The sequence below is a fragment of the Pseudomonas sp. Pseusp10 genome (assembly GCF_059492225.1).
In genome coordinates, this window is record NZ_CP168528.1 from 2,000,041 (window position 1) to 2,019,112 (window position 19,072).

The 19,072-nt window shown below is 59.3% G+C and carries 15 protein-coding genes; 5 read left to right on the forward strand and 10 right to left on the reverse strand.

Annotated elements, in window-relative coordinates:
- Positions 1-126 precede the first annotated feature (126 nt).
- Positions 127-495: a hypothetical protein gene (locus tag ACEN8Z_RS08920; protein ID WP_495597394.1), complete on the forward strand. Its 369-nt coding sequence runs from the start codon at positions 127-129 to the stop codon at positions 493-495.
- 35 nt (positions 496-530) lie between these two features.
- On the opposite strand, the gene ACEN8Z_RS08925 is transcribed toward ACEN8Z_RS08920, so the two are convergent.
- Positions 531-1,130 carry a short chain dehydrogenase gene (locus ACEN8Z_RS08925; protein WP_495597395.1) on the reverse strand — a complete coding sequence of 200 codons (600 nt, stop codon included), beginning with the start codon at positions 1,128-1,130 and terminating at the stop codon, positions 531-533.
- A 107-nt stretch (positions 1,131-1,237) separates the two neighbouring features.
- Between ACEN8Z_RS08925 and ACEN8Z_RS08930 the strand changes: the two genes are divergently transcribed.
- Positions 1,238-2,146 carry a LysR family transcriptional regulator gene (locus ACEN8Z_RS08930; protein WP_495597396.1) on the forward strand — a complete coding sequence of 303 codons (909 nt, stop codon included), beginning with the start codon at positions 1,238-1,240 and terminating at the stop codon, positions 2,144-2,146.
- Between the two features lie 186 nt (positions 2,147-2,332).
- Here ACEN8Z_RS08930 and ACEN8Z_RS08935 read toward each other — a convergent pair whose 3' ends face one another.
- The 5 genes from ACEN8Z_RS08935 to ACEN8Z_RS08955 form a co-directional block, all read right to left on the reverse strand.
- On the reverse strand, positions 2,333-3,034 hold the full coding sequence (locus ACEN8Z_RS08935) for an ABC transporter ATP-binding protein (protein WP_495597397.1): 702 nt from the start codon (positions 3,032-3,034) through the stop codon (positions 2,333-2,335).
- The gene (gene livG, locus ACEN8Z_RS08940) at positions 3,035-3,802 is read right to left on the reverse strand and encodes a high-affinity branched-chain amino acid ABC transporter ATP-binding protein LivG (protein ID WP_495597398.1); all 768 of its coding nucleotides are present in this window, start codon (positions 3,800-3,802) and stop codon (positions 3,035-3,037) included.
- Positions 3,799-5,055 (reverse strand): high-affinity branched-chain amino acid ABC transporter permease LivM, encoded by a 1,257-nt coding sequence (locus tag ACEN8Z_RS08945; protein WP_495597399.1) that lies wholly within the window; start codon positions 5,053-5,055, stop codon positions 3,799-3,801. Before ACEN8Z_RS08945 ends, livG begins: the two co-directional genes overlap by 4 nt.
- Positions 5,052-5,975 (reverse strand): high-affinity branched-chain amino acid ABC transporter permease LivH, encoded by a 924-nt coding sequence (gene livH / locus ACEN8Z_RS08950; RefSeq protein ID WP_204930031.1) that lies wholly within the window; start codon positions 5,973-5,975, stop codon positions 5,052-5,054. The genes ACEN8Z_RS08945 and livH overlap by 4 nt, the downstream gene beginning before the upstream one ends.
- 227 nt (positions 5,976-6,202) lie before the next feature.
- Complete coding sequence (locus ACEN8Z_RS08955) at positions 6,203-7,330, reverse strand: branched-chain amino acid ABC transporter substrate-binding protein (RefSeq protein ID WP_007996776.1); 1,128 nt, start codon at positions 7,328-7,330, stop codon at positions 6,203-6,205.
- Between the two features lie 351 nt (positions 7,331-7,681).
- Between ACEN8Z_RS08955 and ACEN8Z_RS08960 the strand changes: the two genes are divergently transcribed.
- Complete coding sequence (locus ACEN8Z_RS08960) at positions 7,682-7,987, forward strand: DUF2288 domain-containing protein (protein WP_108227850.1); 306 nt, start codon at positions 7,682-7,684, stop codon at positions 7,985-7,987.
- Between the two features lie 285 nt (positions 7,988-8,272).
- Here the strand turns inward: ACEN8Z_RS08960 and ACEN8Z_RS08965 are convergent, their stop codons facing one another.
- Positions 8,273-10,471, reverse strand: coding sequence for a hypothetical protein (locus ACEN8Z_RS08965; RefSeq protein WP_495597400.1), 2,199 nt, complete (start codon positions 10,469-10,471; stop codon positions 8,273-8,275).
- A gap of 197 nt (positions 10,472-10,668) precedes the next feature.
- On the opposite strand from ACEN8Z_RS08965, the gene ACEN8Z_RS08970 reads away from it, so the two are divergent.
- Positions 10,669-11,565 carry an NAD(P)-dependent oxidoreductase gene (locus ACEN8Z_RS08970; protein ID WP_495597401.1) on the forward strand — a complete coding sequence of 299 codons (897 nt, stop codon included), beginning with the start codon at positions 10,669-10,671 and terminating at the stop codon, positions 11,563-11,565.
- Here ACEN8Z_RS08970 and ACEN8Z_RS08975 read toward each other — a convergent pair.
- Both ACEN8Z_RS08975 and ACEN8Z_RS08980 read right to left on the reverse strand, forming a co-directional pair.
- On the reverse strand, positions 11,522-13,738 hold the full coding sequence (locus ACEN8Z_RS08975) for a putative bifunctional diguanylate cyclase/phosphodiesterase (RefSeq protein WP_495597402.1): 2,217 nt from the start codon (positions 13,736-13,738) through the stop codon (positions 11,522-11,524). The genes ACEN8Z_RS08970 and ACEN8Z_RS08975 overlap by 44 nt on opposite strands.
- A gap of 146 nt (positions 13,739-13,884) precedes the next feature.
- Positions 13,885-14,250 (reverse strand): YkgJ family cysteine cluster protein, encoded by a 366-nt coding sequence (locus tag ACEN8Z_RS08980; RefSeq protein WP_495597403.1) that lies wholly within the window; start codon positions 14,248-14,250, stop codon positions 13,885-13,887.
- A gap of 267 nt (positions 14,251-14,517) precedes the next feature.
- Here ACEN8Z_RS08980 and ACEN8Z_RS08985 point away from each other — a divergent pair, with 267 nt between their 5' ends.
- Positions 14,518-15,867, forward strand: coding sequence for a spinster family MFS transporter (locus ACEN8Z_RS08985; RefSeq protein ID WP_495597404.1), 1,350 nt, complete (start codon positions 14,518-14,520; stop codon positions 15,865-15,867).
- Positions 15,868-16,035: 168 nt separating this feature from the next.
- Here ACEN8Z_RS08985 and rapA read toward each other — a convergent pair whose 3' ends face one another.
- The gene (gene rapA / locus ACEN8Z_RS08990) at positions 16,036-18,882 is read right to left on the reverse strand and encodes an RNA polymerase-associated protein RapA (RefSeq protein ID WP_495597405.1); all 2,847 of its coding nucleotides are present in this window, start codon (positions 18,880-18,882) and stop codon (positions 16,036-16,038) included.
- Positions 18,883-19,072 lie beyond the last annotated feature (190 nt).

The window sequence follows — 19,072 nt, forward strand, 5'->3', positions numbered from 1 at the left end:
ACAACCCATGAGTTGGACTTGTCACCGGACCGAAGCTGCGCAAGTAACATTCGGCTTTACTTCAGGCATCAGGGCGAGAGGGATTTTGGCGTAACCTCGTCGTCCTTTTTCGTGGGAGGAGGTTGTATGAAAAGTGCAGGCAAGCTGGTTTTTGCAGTGTTGGCAATGTTGGGAGCGCAGCAGAGTCTAGCGGCAGAAATCGCGCTTTCGTCGGAGACGGACTTTACCGAAATGACGCTGAAGCTCAGACAGGCTGACAATTTGAATCCGGATAGCATGGAGCTAAGAGTGATGCTCAGCCCCGACGCGCAGCGCCGATTGGCTCTCGTAACGCGCCAGGAAATGCATAAATATTTGCAGCTATCGATCAACAACATAGCGGTATCGAACTCGATGATTCATTCGGTGATCGAAGGCCCGGGGCTGGTGATAGCCGTGCCGCGTAAAATTGCACGCGATCTTCTGCCCACATTGCTGGAGCCTTCGACACCCTGATGCGACGCTGAAGCAGCGCCGCATGCCGAGCCAGTTCAACCCACGTGAAACGTCTGGCCCGTCTGCAATCCTTCGACACTTTTGGCATAGGCCAACGCCACATCTGCTGCAGGAACCGGCTTGAAGCCGCGGAAATACGGTGCGTACTTGCCCATGGCTTCGACCAGCACGTTGGGGCTGATCGAGTTGACGCGCAGGCCGCGGGGCAGCTCGATGGCGGCGGCGCGGACGAAACTGTCCAGCGCGCCATTGACCAGCGCTGCCGAGGTACCGCTGTAAATCGGATCGTGACTGAGCACACCAGTGGTGAAGGTGAACGAGGCACCGTCATTGGCAAACTCGCGGCCGATCAGCAGCAGGTTGACCTGGCCCATCAGTTTGTCTTTCAGGCCCAGGGCAAAGCTCTCTTCGGTCATCTCGTTGAGCGGTGCGAAGGTTACGTTGCCGGCGGCACAGACCAGCGCATCGAACTTGCCGGTTTGTTCGAACAGTTTGCGAATCGAAGCGCTGTCGCTGATGTCCACCTGAAAGTCGCCGCTGGTGCGACCGATGCGGATGATTTCGTGGCGTTGCGACAGTTCCTTGTCGATGGCCGAACCGATGGTGCCGCCTGCGCCGATCAAAAGAATTTTCATGGAGGCTGATCCTCGTTGTGGGTTGAACGAGGTATCAGTTTAGGGTGGTTTTTTCCCTAGATAAGCGCACTAATAGGCAACCTTTGGTTTTCAAATGGAAACAATCCGTGAGCGAGATGGATGACCTGGCCGCGTTCGCCGTATTGATCGAAGCGGGAAGTTTCACCCTGGCGGCGCAACAGCTCGGTTGCAGCAAAGGCCAGCTGTCCAAGCGCATCAGCCAGTTGGAAGCGCAGTTTTCCGTGGTGCTGTTGCAACGTACCACTCGCCGCTTGAGCCTGACTGCAGCCGGTGCGGCGTTGTTGCCACAGGCACAGGCGCTGGTGGTGCAAGTCGAGCGGGCGCGTCAGGCCCTGGCGCGTCTGAAGGACGACATGGCTGGTCCGGTGCGGATGACGGTGCCGGTGTCGCTCGGTGAAACCTTCTTCGATGGTCTGTTGCTGGAGTTCTCCGCCAAATACCCTCAGGTGCAGATCGAGCTGGAGCTCAACAACAGCTACCGCGATCTGTCCCGCGACGGCTTCGACCTGGCGATTCGCTCTGACGTGGCCATTGACCAGCGACTGGTGGCGCGCCCGTTGCTGGCGTGGCAAGAACTGACCTGTGCCAGCCCGGCCTATCTGCAGCAATACGGTGAACCGCAAACGCCCCAGGCGCTGGCAGAGCATCGCTGCCTGCTCAACAGCCACTACAGCGGCCGCGAAGAATGGCTATATCACCAGCAGCACGAGTTGTTGCGGGTGCGGGTGTCGGGGCCGTTCGCCAGCAACCACTACAACCTGTTGAAGAAAGCCGCACTGGTCGGCGCCGGTATTGCGCGCCTGCCATCCTACTGTTTGCCAACCGAACTGGCCGACGGGCGTTTGCGCTGGCTGCTGCGCGATTATCAGACCCGCAGCATGCCGATGTACCTGGTGCATCTGTATCAGGGTGGGTTGCCCAAGCGCACGCAGGTACTGGCGGATTATTTGATCGGGTGGTTCAAGCGCAGCGGGGAAGCTCTGGATCGGCTCTAAATCATCACAAAGCACACTGTGGGAGCGAGCTTGCTCGCGATAGCAATTTCACATTCAAAAGAGATGTTGCCTGACCCACCGCTATCGCGAGCAAGCTCGCTCCCACAAGGATTTTCGTCATCACCCGAGATTGTGGCGGGCATAAAAAACGGCCCGCGAAGGCCGTCTTTTGTTTACCGCAATGGCTCAACCGCCGAGGTACGCTTCACGCACTTTCGGGTCGGTCAACAGCGCTTCACCGGTGCCTTGCATCACCACCCGGCCGTTCTCCAGAACGTAGGCGCGGTCAGCGATCTTCAGCGCCTGGTTGGCGTTCTGCTCGACCAGGAACACGGTCACACCGTCCTTGCGCAGCTGTTCGATGATGTCGAAGATCTGCTGGATGATGATTGGCGCCAAGCCCAGGGAAGGTTCGTCGAGCAGCAGCAGCTTGGGCTTGCTCATCAGCGCACGGCCGATGGCGAGCATTTGCTGTTCGCCGCCGGACATGGTGCCGCCACGCTGGGCGAAGCGTTCTTTCAGGCGCGGGAAAAGTCCGAGGACCTTGTCCATCTGCTCCTGATAATCGCCTTTGGCGGTGAAGAAACCACCCATGGACAGGTTCTCTTCCACGGTCAGGCGGGAAAACACCCGACGACCTTCCGGCACCACGGCAATGCTCTTGCGCATGATCTGCGAAGAGTCCTGGCCGACCAGTTCCTCACCCATGTAGCGGATGCTGCCGCTGTGAGCGCGTGGCGAACCACACAGGGTCATCAGCAGCGTGGACTTGCCGGCACCGTTGGCACCGATCAGGGTCACGATCTCGCCCTGGCGGACTTCGACGTTGACGCCATGCAGGGCCTGGATCTTGCCGTAGAAGGTGGAAACGTTTTCGAACTGCAGCATTTACGCTTCCCCCAGGTAGGCTTTGATCACTTCAGGATTGTCACGGATCTGTTCCGGCGTGCCGTCGGCCAGGGGCGTGCCCTGGTTGATCACGACGATGTGGTCGGAAATGCTCATGACCAGTTTCATGTCGTGTTCGATCAGCAGTACGGTGACGTTGTGCTCTTCACGCAGCATGCCGATCAGCGCCTTGAGGTCCTCGGTTTCCTTCGGGTTCAGGCCGGCAGCCGGTTCGTCGAGCATGAGGATCCGCGGACGGGTCATCATGCAGCGAGCGATTTCCAGGCGACGTTGCTGACCATAGGCCAAGGTACCGGCCGGGCGGTTGGCGAACTCTTTGAGGTGAACCTTTTCCAGCCAGTACTCGGCGTATTCCATGGCCTCGCGTTCGCTTTTGCGGAACGCCGGGGTCTTGAACAGGCCGGACAGGAAGTTGGTGTTCAGGTGGCGGTGCTGGGCGATCAGGAGGTTCTCGACCGCCGTCATGTCCTTGAACAACCGTACGTTCTGGAAGGTACGCACCACGCCTTTGAGGGCGATCTTGTGACCGGGCATGCCCTCGATCGACTCACCATCGAGCTGGATGCTGCCACCGCTCGGCTTGTAGAAGCCGGTCAGGCAGTTGAACACGGTGGTCTTGCCGGCGCCGTTAGGGCCGATCAAGGCCACGACCTGTTTTTCCTTCACGCTCAAGGCTACGCCGTTGACCGCCAGCAAACCGCCGAAGCGCATGCTCAGGTTTTCTACCTTCAGGATCTCGCGGCTCATTTGCGCAGCTCCATGTGAGGACGTTGCATGGGCAGCAGACCTTGAGGACGCCAGATCATCATCAGCACCATCAGGGCGCCGAACATCAACATGCGGTATTCGCTGAAGTCACGCATCAGCTCGGGCAACAGGATCATCACGACAGCCGCGAGGACCACGCCCAGCTGCGAGCCCATGCCGCCCAGCACCACGATGGCGAGGATGGTGGCCGACTCGATGAAGGTGAACGACTCCGGCGTGACCAGCCCTTGACGCGCGGCGAAGAAGCTACCGGCGAAACCGGCGAAGCAGGCACCCAGGGTGAAGGCCGACAGCTTGATCACGGTCGGGTTCAGGCCCAGGGCACGGCAGGCGATTTCGTCTTCGCGCAAGGCTTCCCAGGCACGGCCGATCGGCATGCGCAGCAGGCGGTTGATCACGAACAGCGCGAACAGCGCCAGCAACAACGCAACTAGGTAGAGGAAAACCACCTTGCTGACGGGGTTGTAGGTCAGGCCGAAGAACTCGTGGAAGGTCTGCATGCCTTCGGTGGCCGTTCTATCGAAGCTCAGGCCGAACAGCGACGGTTTGGGAATGTTGCTGATGCCGTTCGGTCCGCCGGTGAGGTCGGTCAGGTTGCGCAGGAACAGACGGATGATTTCACCGAAGCCCAGGGTCACGATCGCCAGGTAGTCACCGCGCAAACGCAGTACCGGGAAACCCAGCAGGAAACCGAAGGTGGCCGCCATCAGCCCGGCGATCGGCAGGCAGATCCAGAAGCTCAGACCGTAGTAGTGCGACAGCAGTGCATAACTGTAGGCACCCACGGCGTAGAAGCCGACGTAGCCGAGGTCGAGCAGGCCGGCCAGACCGACCACGATGTTCAGGCCCAGGCCGAGCAGTACGTAGATCAGGATCAGCGTGGCAATGTCCACCGCGCCGCGTGAGCCGAAGAACGGCCAGACCAGTGCAACGACAATCAACGCCATGATGATCCAGCGCTGGGTTGTCGGCAGGGTCAGGAAGTGGCTCGCGCTGGCCGGGATCAGTTTACCCGTGGGCATGGAGCGCATGGCCGCCGAGTATTGGCGATCGAACAGCACACGCAGGAACATCAGCACCGAGCAGGTAGCGATGATGATCAGGGTGGAGGTGCTGGCACCTTGCACTTCGAGGTTGATACCGGCGATGGACAGTTTCAGACCGAGCACCGGATAGGCCACGGCCCATACCAGCAATGCGCTGAACAGCGCCTGTTTAAGATTCCTAGTCATACTTTCTCAACCTCCGGACGGCCCAGCAGGCCGGTTGGCCGGAATAACAACACCAGAACCAGAAGGCCGAAAGCCACCACGTCCTTGTACTGGTCACCGAATACATCGGCGCCGAATGCTTCTGCCACCCCCAGCACCAGCCCGCCGAGCATGGCGCCCGGAATGCTGCCGATGCCACCCAGAACCGCTGCGGTAAAGGCCTTGAGACCTACCAGGAAGCCGGCGTTGGGGTTGATCACGCCGTACTGCATGCTCAGCAGTACAGCCGCCACGGCCGCCAGGGCGGCACCGATGACGAAGGTCAGGGCGATGATGTTGTTGGTGTTGATGCCCAGCAGGTTGGCCATCTTGATGTCTTCGGCACAGGCCCGGCAGGCACGTCCCAGGCGTGAACGCGAGATGAACCCGGTGAGGCAGAGCATCACCACCAGGGTCACCACGAACACCAGGATCTGCATGTAGGAGATCAGCACTTCCTGTGCGCCGCCCGGACCGAAGCTGAAGCTGCCTGGAATCAGGTTGGGGATCGATTTGTCCTTGGAGTCCTGCGAGAGCAGTACGGAGTTTTGCAGGAAGATCGACATGCCGATGGCCGAGATCAGCGGGATCAGGCGGTTACTGCCCCGCAGGGGGCGGTAGGCGATCCGTTCGATGCTGTAGCCGTAGGCACTGGTAACAACGATGGTCGCCAGGAAAGCGGCGGTCATCAACAGCGGCAGTGAATCGAAACCCAGCATGGCCAGTCCGGCAAGGACGATGAAGGCCACGTAGGAACCGATCATGTAGACCTCGCCATGGGCGAAGTTGATCATTCCAATAATGCCGTAAACCATTGTGTAGCCAATGGCTATCAAGGCATAGGTGCTGCCAATGGTCATCCCATTAACCAGCTGTTGGAAGAAGTGATAGATCTCAGGCATTACAACGCTCCTAAAAACCTGATACGCATTTCACTGGTGGAGTCATGTTCCAGCCCGGGCGCTGTGGTCTGTGGCCACTTTTGCTCGAACGTTTGCCAGCGAACCGCTGGTGACGGTTTTAAGATTTTCAGGTGAATCAGTTCCCGGATCACGGGACCCTGACCCATTAATCTCGTAAAACAAAGCCCACTGCTCGCGCAGTGGGCTTTATGACTCATGGAGCCCGCTTACTGAGGCGAAACTTCGGTCTTTGGTTTACCGAAGTGCCACTCGTAGACCACGAACTTGAAGTCCTTCAGGTCGCCCTTTTCGTCGAACGACAGGTCGCCGGTCGGAGTCTTGAAGGTGCCTTTGTGAATGGCTTCAGCCACCTTGGCGGTGTCTTCGCTCTTGGCGGACTTGATACCTTCGGCGATCACTTCGACGGCCGAGTAGGCCGGGAACACGAACGGGCCGCTCGGGTCCTGCTTCTTGTCGGCGAAGGCTTGTACCAGCGCCTTGTTGGCAGGGTCCTGGTCGAAGGATTTCGGCAGGGTCACCAGCAGGCCTTCGGAAGCGTTCTGGGCAATTTGCGAGATGGAGTCGTTGCCGACGCCTTCAGGTCCCATGAACTTGGCTTTCAGGCCCTTTTCCTGGGACTGGCGCAGGATCAGACCCAGCTCCGGGTGGTAGCCGCCGTAGTAAACGAAGTCGACGTTGGCTTGCTTGAGCTTCTGGATGATCGAGGAGAAGTCCTTGTCACCGGCATTGAGGCCTTCGAACACGGCAACCTTGACGCCTTTGCCTTCGAGGGTTTTCTTCACGGCGGTGGCGATGCCTTCACCGTACTGCTGTTTGTCGTGCAGTACCGCTACGACCTTCGGCTTGACGTGGTCGGCGATGTAGTTGCCGGCGGCAGGGCCCTGGGCGCTGTCCAGACCGATGGTGCGGAACACCAGTTTGTAACCACGGGTGGTGATGTCCGGGTTGGTGGCGGCCGGGGTGATCATGATCACGCCTTCGTCTTCGTAGATGTCCGAAGCCGGTTGAGTGGAGCTGGAGCAGAGGTGACCTACAACGAATTTCACACCATCGTTGACCACTTTGTTGGCGACGGCCACGGCTTGTTTAGGGTCGCACGCGTCGTCGTATTCCTTGGCTTCGAGCATCTTGCCGTCGACGCCGCCCTTGGCGTTGATCTGCTCGATGGCCATCTTGGCGCCGATGAACTGCATGTCGCCGTATTGAGTGACCGGGCCGGTTTTAGGGCCGGCGATGCCGATCTTGATGGTGTCAGCTGCGAACGAATGGCTGGCAACCCCGGCCAGAACCATAGCGGCAAACAGTTTGGAAATCTGCTTAGTAGCCTTAGTCATAGTGCTCCACTCTTACTGTTGTAGTTTTTATAGTCCTGGCGCCTTGGGCAGCAGAACCGGGTCAGATAGCTGCGACATTCCCCGGAAAAGCCCCTCGGCAACTGTACCGGTACAGTGTAGAGCGCCGATTGTCAGCCTGGGAAGGCGGCGCCGAGGGGCAAAACCTGCGAGTGTCGCTTTATTGAAAGTAAAAGACAGAATTGCGGCGGGGACATTGAGAGGCTTATAGCCGGATTCATTGCATTCCCTGGCTTTCCTGCGTTTTTCATTTCGGTCACTCAATTGCATCCGGGTTTTTCTGCCGGACCACCGACGTTATCATTCGCGTCGATTTCTTTTCCGGACAGTCCCATGAATCAAGAACCTAGCACCCTCTATGCCAAGCTGCTTGGTGAAACTGCATCTATTACCTGGAAAGAGCTGGAGCCGTTCTTCGCCAAGGGTGCCCTATTGTGGGTCGATCCCGGCCTGGATTTGATCGCTGCAGCCGAGGCCGTGGCCCAGGATGAAGGGGAGAAAGTGGCTGCCTGGCTGGCCGCTGACAAGCTCGCCAAACTGTCTGAAACGCGGGCGCTGGACCTTTTTGAACGTGATCCGCAGTTGTGGGCGGTGGTTGTTTCGCCGTGGATTCTGATCCAGGAAAGGGCGCAGGCTTAAAAGGTTGCACCTTCTTGGTGCGCTCTTTGCAAAGGGAAAAGTGTGTAGCCGAGTAGCGTGATGGCATGTTGCCGTAGAGAAAGGCCACAGCTTCACGGTGACGTAAACGTAACGGGAACAGTTGAGAGCGCAACTGAACGGCTGATCAATTGTTTCTGGATGTTGATTAAGTGGTGCGTTTGAGGACGCCATCGCGAGCAGGCTCGCTCCCACAGGTGACCGCGTTTTTTCAGAAGGAATGCAGTCGAATGTGGGAGCGGGCTTGCTCGCGAATGGGGGCGACGCTTAGTAAGCAGTCTTGCCCGTATGGTTATTCAGCGAAATAACCTTGGTCTTGCCAATGCGGTGACGGTAGATCTCGCGCAGGTACTTGATTGATTTCTTCACACAGTCGCGCGACAGGCGGATGTCGTTGATCGAGACGAATTTTTCCTTGTCGTTGATCAGCTCGCGGTACTTCTTCTCGTACATCGGCTTGATCGCGTACCAGTTGGTATCGAGGATCTTCGCCGGGTTCTCGAATTCGTTGAGCAAGTCGTCGATGCGGTCCTCATCGAATTCCTCCTGGACGATGAAATCCAGGATCGAGTTGTCCAGGGTTTCGTCGAAACGGTACGCAGGCTTCGCAAAGCAGCGCTTGATGAAGGCCACGATCAGCGTCAGGAAGTCGTCCGACAGGCACGGGCTCTTGGCGATCAGGGTGGTCAGCGACAGGTTGGCCGAAGCACCGATCACCAGCGCGTAGCGCTTGAGCGTGGTGTTGGGGAACAGGCTGTTGAGGTGAGTCTTCAACCGGTTCAGATCCATATAGGACAGCTTGTAGTCTTTCGGCAAGGAAACGATCGACACCACCGACGAGCAATTCTTGAAGAAGTGCAGGTCATGCAGGGCAGCCGCGTCGTACCCCGAGTTCTTGTACTGCTCCAGCGACGCACGATAGCGCTTGGATTCGATCGGCAACAGGCTGATGCCTTCGATGGCCTGGGTGACCTTGTTGAAATGCGGCAGGTCGATCGAACGGAAGAACAGGTCGTCGATGTTCAGGCGTTGCGGCTCTTTCTCGAATACCTTGAATTTGTCGCTGCTCGGCGGCGGGGTTTCCGGCACCACGGACTCGGCATAGGCAATCGCCACAGGGCCGGCCAGGCTCATGAACAGGTCGTTGGCGTCCAGGCGGATGGTTTCGCCGATGTCGATGCCGGCGCGACGGAAATAGTTCTGGTCGTAGTCGGTGGTTACCGCCTGGGCCGTCAGAATGTTGAAGATCTGCTGCGAGATATATTGGTTGGCATGCTTTTCCATGGCATTGACATCAATGTTCTGGATATTGCCGTCATCGTTCTCTTCGGCGTAACGCATGATGTCGTTGGAAATCAGCATCATCGCGTTCCATGGGCGGATGCGTCCCATGACGCTGGCTTCGCTGCTGTCTTCGTTGGCGAAGTTGTAGGAGAAGTCCCACTCTTCCGACAGGTATTTGCACAGCAGGCGGCCGGCATTGATGTGCAGCGCCTCGGACATTTCACTGCGGTGATCGGAAATGTTCGGCAGTACACAGATGCCACTGGTGAAGATCGGTTCGAAGACGAAGGAGTGGCCGCTCTTGCTGTCGTGCTCGTCCATCGGCTTTGTGTCGAACGTCTTGTTCATGTACGAGTGCTGCTGGGCCAGGCCGAATTCCGAGGCCATGCCCGAACCGGTACCGCCGCCGGCACTGAAGATCGAGAAATACAGGCGCGACTGGTTGGCCTTGATGCCGCAGCTGTCGATCAGGTACGAGTGAATCATTTTCCAGTCAGGGCTGGAGAAACGTTGGGTGTCCTTGTTCAGGATGATCTTGGCCAGATACTGGCCGAGGATCGGCGCGTTACCGGCGCCACCGGCGTGGACTTCCGACAAGTCCATGATTTTCATCTTGCTGTAGTCGCGCAGGAAGCCGCTTTTTTCGCCCTTGCGCGAGAAGCGGATGCGTCCGGCAATGTCCTTGTCCAGGTCGCCGAGCATCACCAGTGGCTCGACCAGAAACACCGGCTTGGTGTTTTTGTTCTGGCCCAGGCGCAGGTTGTTGCGGATCCACTGGGCCGGGCTGTAGCCCTTTTCGGCAAAACGCTTGTCCGGTGACAGGCGATCTTCGTTGTTGAATTCGTTGAGGTAGAACTTGCGGGCGTTGTACACCAGCTCCGCCACGTCCAGCGCAATGTTCGAGCCGCAGCGGCCCAGACCGATCAGGCACACCGAGGGGAATTCCTGATCGTTGTGCTGTTCGCTGTCGCCTTCCAGATGCGGTGCGCGCGGGAACACCATGTCGCGCAGGCCGTCGAGGTTGTCGAGGATGCGGTCGGTGTTGGTTTCCGTGAAGTACAGGTACTGCTGGGTCGCCAACGGACGGGATTGAATCAATGGCTTCGGTGATGACGGGCTGTTGGCCGCGGGGCTCAACGTCAGATCGGTTACCGCAGTGGCCGGGTTGTTTTTAGAAGTCATTGTTCGCCATCTACCTGGGCTGATTGGTTGGCCGACTCGCTGTCGTCGAACCGTCACGGAATAGAATCGCGTCTTTTTTCAGCGCGTACTCGGACCATGCCTTGGTCTTTAGCCTGAGCATCACTCGGGGGGGAATCCTTTCCTAAGTCATGATGAATCGGCCAGTATTCAGTGATCTTTAATCAAAAGGAGGCTAAATGATGTCAATGCTACCTTCACTAGGGTTTGCCGGGATCGGCCTGATGGGGTTGCCGATGTGCCGGCGCCTGCTGGCCGCGGGTTATCCGTTGGCGGTATGGAATCGCAACCCGGACAAGTGCGAGCCGCTGGTGGAAGCAGGCGCCCGTCAGGCCGCCAGCCCGGCCGAACTGTGCCGGCACGCTGACGTGGTGATGTTGTGCCTGGCGGATACGTCGGTCGTACGCGAGGTAGTGTTTGGTCCGACAGGCATTATCGAAGGGGCGAAAAAAGGCCAGCTACTGGTGGATTTTTCCAGCCTGGAGCCCAACGCAACGCGGGAGATGGCCGCAGACCTCGCCGGTAGAACCGGCATGCACTGGCTCGACACGCCGGTGTCCGGCGGCGTGGTGGGGGCTGAAGCCGGGAGCCTGGCGATCATGGTCGGCGGTGACGTACAGGATCTGGAACGGGTCCGGCCTGTTCTATTGACCCTGGGGCAGCGTGTGACGCACATGGGTGGCGTCGGGGCAGGGCAGGTGACCAAGGCGTGCAATCAGATGATCGTCGCCTGCAATGCATTGGTGATTGCCGAAGTGGTTGCGCTGGCGGAGCGTTCTGGGGTTGATGCGAGCCTGATCGCCGAAGCGCTGGCCGGCGGCTTTGCTGATTCGAAACCGTTGCAGATCCTGGCACCGCAGATGGCGGAAAACCGTTTCGAACCGGTCAAGTGGCATGTGCGCACGTTGCTCAAGGATCTGGATACGGCGGTGAAGTTTTCCCGCGAACAAGGCTCGGCAACACCGATCAGCGGTCTGGCCGCGCAGTTGATGCGCCTGCATGGGAGTCAGGGTTTCCTTGAGAAAGATCCGTCTACGTTAGTGCAGATGTACCGTGAGCCAGGCTCGGCGTCGTGACGGTATAGGCGTGCTTGCGCTGGTTGATTTCGTTCAGCACCGGATGCAGCTCGGCCAGTGGTACCGGCCGGCTCAGCAGATAGCCCTGGACGAAGTCACAGCCGTGGTTTTCCAGGAACTGATACTGCTCGAAGGTTTCGACTCCTTCGGTGACCACTTGCAGGTGCAGGGTATGGGCCATGACGATAATCGCCTGGACAATCTCCATGTCCTGGGTGGCCTTGGGGATGTCCTGGATGAAGGAACGGTCGATTTTCAGCGTGTTGAGTGGCAAGCGCTTGAGGTAGGCCAGGGATGAATAGCCGGTGCCGAAGTCATCGATCGACAGCGAAACGCCGAGGGCGCGAATCTGTCGCAGCAACACCAGTGTGTTGGCGATATTGCCCATCAAGGCGTTTTCCGTGACTTCCAGTTCCAGCCGGTTGGGCGCCACACCGGCGACCCGCAATGCGTACTCGATTTCATCGGCCAGTTCTTCGCGTGCGAGGTTCAGCGGCGAGCAATTCACGGCGATCTTGAGGTCTTCACAGCCTTTGCGCGACAACTCGCCCAGGTCCTCGCAGGCCTTGCGCAGCACCCAGTTGTCCAGCTCGGCGATCAGGCCGTTGGCCTCGGCGATGGCGATAAAACGATCCGGTACGAGTAAACCATGGACCGGGTGTTGCCAGCGAATCAAGGCTTCGAGCTTGCTGACCTGACCGGTCTTGAGGTCATAGATCGGCTGGTAATAGAGCATCAGTCCGGTGTCTTCACGCAGGGCGTGGCGCAGTTCTTCTTCCAGTTGCAGCTCAAGTGTGGCGCGGGTTTTCAGATTGGCACTGAAAAAACTCAGGCCGTTGCGGCCGCTGCCCTTGGACTGATACAGCGCCAGGTCGGCGTTCTTCAGCAGTTCCTCACACGTCTTGCCGTCTTCCGGAAACAGACTGATGCCAATGCTGGTGGTCATGACCATGCGCCTGCCGGCCAGCTCGATGGGCTCCTTCATTTTCAGCATGATGCGTTGGGCCATATGCCGCGCCTCCTCACGATCATGCAGGTTGATGAGCAGGCAGAACTCGTCACCACCGAAGCGCGCGACCACATCCTCGTGACTGCGAATCGAGCTCTTGATGTGTTGCGCAAGCACTTTGAGCAGATCGTCACCGGCATCGTGACCAAGGCTGTCGTTGATCCGCTTGAAATGGTCGATGTCCAGGAACATGACCGCCAGCATCCCGCCTTCGTTGGTTTTCTCCATGAGTTTTTCGGCGAAGATCTGGTTGAACCCGCGGCGGTTGATCAGGTTGGTCAGCGGGTCGTAGTGCGCCACCTGTTGCAGTGACATGCGTGCCTGGTCCAGCTGGCTGAGCAGGGAGTTGACCCGCTGCAGGTCGTGATCCTTGTGTTGCAATTTCTTGTCCGCCAGTGCCGCGCTGATGCTGCTGCCGATGATCAGCAGGGCCATGACCGTTACGGTCAGTGCCAGTTGCAGTTGGCTGTGTTCGCCGGTTTGCGCTGGCAGGCTGTCGCCGGGCAGCACCATGTTGAAGGCGGCCATCGCAGTGAGGTGCATGCTGAGGATGCCAGCCCCGAGCAACAGGCTGGCGCTGTATTTGAAGAGCTGATGCAGCATGCCGGTGCCGTCGCGCAGATACCATGCCAGCAACAAGGCTGCCAGCGCGGCACCGATCGCGATCGCGATCGAAAGGGCGAACAGGCCCGGATGGTAATAGACCTCGGCATTGGAGTGCATGGCCGTCATGCCCACGTAATGCATGGTCGCGATACCCAGGCCGATCCCGATCGATGATGTGAGGCACTGTCGAAAACTCAGCTCAGGAAGGCTGAGGGTGTGCATGGCCAGCCACGCGGCGAGCAGCGCGATGGTTAGTGAGAACACTGTGACAGGCAGTTGATAGTGAAGATCGATAGGTGTCTGGAATGCCAACATCGCGACGAAGTGCATGGCCCAGATACCGCCGGCCAGGCATCCGCTGCCAACCCAGCGCCAGCGTGTCTTGGAAGCGGAATTTTCAGCGTGAGCAACCCGTTCGGCCATGTCCAGTGTCGCGAAACAGCCGACACAGGCGACCAGGTAAGCCAGCAGCACCAGAAAAGGGTCATGTGTGCAATTAAGTACGACCTGCCCACTCTCTGGTAGCTCGGTAAGGAAATGCAAACCAAGCCATTCCATAGCATGCCCCATTGTTATCCTCAGGCTGGCGCAAGGAGCGCCGGCGAATGCCTTGGAGTATAGAGGGCATGGATGGAGCGCAAGCGGTAGTGGCACATTGATGCCAATCTTTTTGATATTAGCCTGATAGCGATTAGTGCTATGACTCAGGCGAATTGCTTCTGAGGCGTCTCGAATACGGGTTGCAGGGCCGGCAAGCCGAAAGCGGCACGGGCCGCGTCGCAATCGGGATTAGCCACGCCATCGGCCCAGGACGCTTCGAACTCCCGACAGGTGCTGGAGCGTTTTTCGTAAATCGAGCATTGCACCGTACTGCCCACCTCTCCCACCAGGCTGGTGCAGCGTACGGGTTTGCAGCCGGTACCGAGCATCGCGACCCGACTGGGGCTGATCTGCTCGACAAGCTCATCGGGTACCGTCCCCCCGGACGAAGCGCATTCACCCCAGAAAAATGACACGCGAAAATGAGAACAGCAGGCACCGCAATTCAGACACGGACTGGCTTCGGACATGGGCGATTATCGTAAGGAGGAGTGGAGACACAGGGGGAAACAAGGCCGCTATTCTAGGCTTCGCCAACGGCTTGGGAAGGGGGGGTGAAAGGTATTTTTTATCGGCCGGACGAACTGCGAAATGCCCACCCTGCGAAAGCTCCTACAGGTTGCGTCCCATGGGTTGGTATCAGCCTGGCGAATAATGAAAGACAGTTTTGGCCGGCCTGTCTAGATTGCAAAGTCCGGGGGCAGTGACGCCCCAAAAACAATAAAAGAGACGGACCCATGCAGAACTCGACCCAAGCGGCCAATGCCTGGCGCATTCTGTTCCTGTTGTTCCTGGCCAACCTGTTCAATTTTTTCGACCGCACCATCCCGGCCATCATCATCGAGCCCATTCGCATGGAATGGCACCTCAGTGATTTCCAGTTGGGGATCATCGGGACGGCATTCACCATCGTCTACGCGATTGCCGGCCTGCCGCTGGGGCGCATGGCCGATACCGGCTCGCGCAGCAAACTGATGGGCTGGGGGCTGGCGGTGTGGAGCGGGCTGACGGCTGTCAACGGCATGGTGGGCAGTTTCTGGAGCTTCCTGATCGTGCGCATGGGCATCGGCATCGGCGAGGCCAGTTATGCGCCGGCCGCCAACTCGCTGATCGGCGATTTATTCCCCGCTCACCGCCGGGCGCGGGCCATGGGCATCTTCATGCTCGGGCTGCCATTGGGGCTGTTGCTGGCGTTCTTCACCATCGGTGCGATGGTCAAGGCCTTCGATAGCTGGCGCGCGCCGTTCTTTATCGCGGCGGTGCCCGGCCTGATCCTCGCGATCTTCATGTTTTTCATCAAGGAACCGAAACGCGGCGCTGCCGAGAGCGTTCAGGTTTCGCAGGAAAAGATCGATCGGCCGATCCGTCGGGTATTGGCCGTGCCGACCTTCCTGTGGCTGGTGATGGCCGGCCTGTGTTTCAACTTCGCCACTTATGCTTGTAACTCGTTTCTGGTGCCGATGCTGCAACGGTATTTCCTGATGCCATTGCAGGAAGCTGCGGTCGCCACCGGGGTTATTGTCGGCGTGACCGGGCTGTTCGGCCTGACTCTGGGGGGCTGGATCGCGGACAAGATTCACCAACGGGTCGCCAACGGGCGCCTGCTGTTTGCGGCCTTCAGCCTGATGATTTCGACGCTCTGCACTGCTTGGGCGCTGCATTCCGGGCGCATCGAAATCGGAGTATTTGTCGCTGTATTCAGTGTCGGCTGGCTGTTCGCCTACAACTTCTACACCTGCGTGTACACGGCGATTCAGGATGTGGTCGAGCCGCGGTTGCGGGCAACGGCGATGGCGCTGTTCTTTGCCGGGCTCTACCTGTTGGGCGGTGGCCTGGGGCCGGTGGTGGTCGGGGCCTTGTCGGATCACTTTGCGCACACGGCGATGCTTGCGGCGGGGGCGGAACAGATGACCGAAGCCTTCAAGGCGGTCGGCCTGCATGACGCGATGTACCTGATTCCGGTGGCGCTGTTGCTCACCGTGGTGTTTCTGTTCCTGGCTTCGCGTTGTTTTGTGCGCGATGCCAAGCGGATGAAGGCAGGGTTGGTGGCGGTGGTTGAGCCTGAAGGTTCTGCGGTGACTGCCTGATCGCCTTCGCGAGCAAGCCCGCTCCCACATTGGATCTTCAGTGCATATGAGATCCCTGTGGGAGCGGGTTTGCCCGCGAAGAGGCCATCAGCAGCACTACTGAAATTGAAGTAAACAAAAAGGCCCGCATCGCTGCAGGCCTTCTATTTAACAGGGCAAAGAAGGGGATTAACCCGCCACCAGCACCCGAATCGCTTCCAGTCGCAGCGCAGCCTTGTCGAGCATGGCTAGGCCTTGCTCGCGTTGATTGCGCAGGGCCACCAGTTCGCTGTCGCGCACGGTCGGGTTGACCGCTTGCAGCGCGGTCAGACGTGCCAGTTCTTCTTCGGTATCGGCAGCCAGGCGACGCTGCGCCTCGGCGACACGTTCAGTGTGGCGAGGCAGGATCTTCGCTTCACCGGCATTGATCCGTGGCGTCAGTTGGTCACGCTGGGCCTGGATGAACTTGTTGGCGCTGGCACGGGGCACGCTTTCGAGCTGATCGTTCAAGGTTTCGAACGACACGCGGGCCGACAGGTCGTTGCCGTTGGTATCGAGCAGGCAGCGCAGGGCAGCCGGCGGCAGGTAGCGGCCCAGTTGCAGTGAGCGTGGTGCAACCACTTCGCTGACATACAACAGTTCCAGCAACACGGTGCCCGGCTTGAGTGCCTTGTTCTTGATCAGCGCCACGGCGGTGTTGCCCATGGAACCGGACAGCACCAGATCCATGCCGCCCTGAACCATCGGGTGCTCCCAGGTGATGAACTGCATGTCTTCACGAGACAGCGCCTGGTTACGGTCGTAAGTGATGGTCACGCCTTCGTCGTCGCCCAGCGGGAAGCTGGCGTCGAGCATTTTTTCGCTCGGCTTGAGGATCAGGGCGTTTTCCGAATGGTCTTCGCTATCGATGCCAAAGGCGTCAAACAGGGTTTCCATGTAGATCGGCAGCGCGAACTGGTCGTCTTGCTCAAGGATATCTTCCACCAGCGCATCGCCTTCGCCCGCGCCACCGGAGTTCAGCTCCAGCAAGCGGTCACGGCCGGTGTGCAGTTCGGCCTCCAGGCGCTCACGCTCGGTGCGGGCTTCGTCGATCAGCGCTTGCCACTCGCCATCGTCGGCTTCTTCGAGCAGTGGCAGCAGGCGCGGGCCGAACTGGTGCTGCAAGGCGTTGCCGGTCGGGCAGGTATTGAGGAACGCGTTCAGCGCTTCGTGGTACCACTGGAACAGACGCTCTTGCGGGCTGGTTTCCAGATATGGCACGTGCAGTTCGATGATGTGCTTCTGGCCAATCCGGTCCAGACGACCGATGCGTTGTTCCAGCAGGTCCGGGTGGGATGGCAGGTCGAACAGCACCAGGTGATGGGAGAACTGGAAGTTGCGACCTTCACTGCCGATTTCCGAGCAGATCAGCACTTGCGCGCCGAACTCTTCGTCGGCGAAGTAGGCGGCGGCGCGGTCACGCTCGAGGATGTTCATGCCCTCATGGAACACCGTGGCCGGGATGCCGGAGCGCACGCGCAGGGCGTCTTCCAGGTCCATGGCGGTTTCGGCGTGGGCGCAGATCACCAGCACTTTGGTGCGCTTGAGCATTTTCAGCTGGTCGATCAGCCACTCGACGCGCGGGTCGAACTTCCACCAGCGTTCTTCTTCGCTGGCATCCGGCTGGGCCTGGAAACTGACTTCCGGGTACAGCTCGGCGTGATCGCCCAACGGCAGCTCAAGGTATTCGTCCGGGCACGGCAGCGGGTACGGGTGCAGCTTGCGCTCCGGGAAGCCTTGCACGGCGGCGCGGGTGTTACGGAACAGCACGCGGCCGGTGCCGTGACGGTCGAGCAGCTCGCGCACCAGGCGGGCGCTGGCTTCGGTGTCGCCATCGTTGACGGCGGCCAGCAGGGCGTCGCCTTCGTTGCCGAGGAACCCGTGGATGGTCTTGTGGGCTTGCGGCGACAGGCGTCCCTGATCCAGCAACTCCTGAACGGCTTCAGCCACCGGGCGATAGTTTTCGCTCTCGGCGCGGAAGGCTTGCAGGTCGTGGAAGCGGTTCGGGTCGAGCAGGCGCAGACGCGCGAAGTGGCTGTCCTGGCCAAGTTGTTCCGGGGTGGCGGTCAACAGCAGCACGCCAGGAATGGTTTCGGCGAGTTGCTCGACCAGCGAGTATTCAGGGCTGACCTGATCTTCGTGCCACACCAGGTGGTGAGCCTCGTCGACCACCAGCAAGTCCCAGCCTGCCGCGAACAGTGCGTCCTGGGCTTTCTCGTCGTCCACCAGCCACTCAAGCGCTACCAGCGCGAGTTGGGTATCTTCGAACGGGTTGCTGGCATCGCTTTCGATGAAGCGCTCTTCGTCGAACAGCGCGACCTGCAGGTTGAAGCGGCGGCGCATCTCTACCAGCCACTGGTGCTGCAGGTTCTCCGGAACCAGGATCAGCACACGGCTGGCACGGCCCGAGAGCAATTGGCGATGGATCACCAGGCCGGCTTCGATGGTTTTGCCCAGACCCACTTCGTCGGCCAGCAGAACCCGTGGCGCGATACGGTCGGCGACTTCGCGGGCAATGTGCAACTGGTGCGCGATCGGTTGCGCACGCACGCCACCCAGACCCCACAGCGAGGACTGCAATTGGCGGCTGGTGTGTTCCAGGGTGTGATAGCGCAGGGAGAACCAGGCCAGCGGATCGATCTGGCCGGCGAACAGACGGTCGCTGGCCAGGCGGAACTGGATGAAGTTCGACAGCTGGGTTTCCGGCAGGGTGACCACTTCGCTCTGCCCGTTGAGGCCGTGGTAAACCAGCAGGCCATCAACGTCGTCGACTTCGCGTACGGTCAGTTTCCAGCCTTCGAAGTGAGTGATGGTGTCACCCGGCGAAAACCGCACACGGGTCAGAGGCGCATTCCGTAGCGCGTACTGGCGGGTGTCGCCAGTGGCCGGGTAGAGCACGGTCAACAAGCGGCCGTCCTGTGCCAGAACGGTGCCTAAACCCAGCTCGGCTTCGCTGTCACTGATCCAGCGTTGCCCCGGTTGATACTGCTGCGCCATGCTGCCTGACTCCCACCTGAAAAAGCGGGCTATCTTAACGGAATGAGCGCTTCAGGGCCAAAGGACTCTCAGAAAAACTCACAGTCATACGTTAGCCCACCTGTGCATGACGCGCCGCTCAGTGCACTAATGAGTGCCAATTGGGTCACAGTTTGCGACCGATGGCTCAAGTCGCCATCCCCGCAGCCGA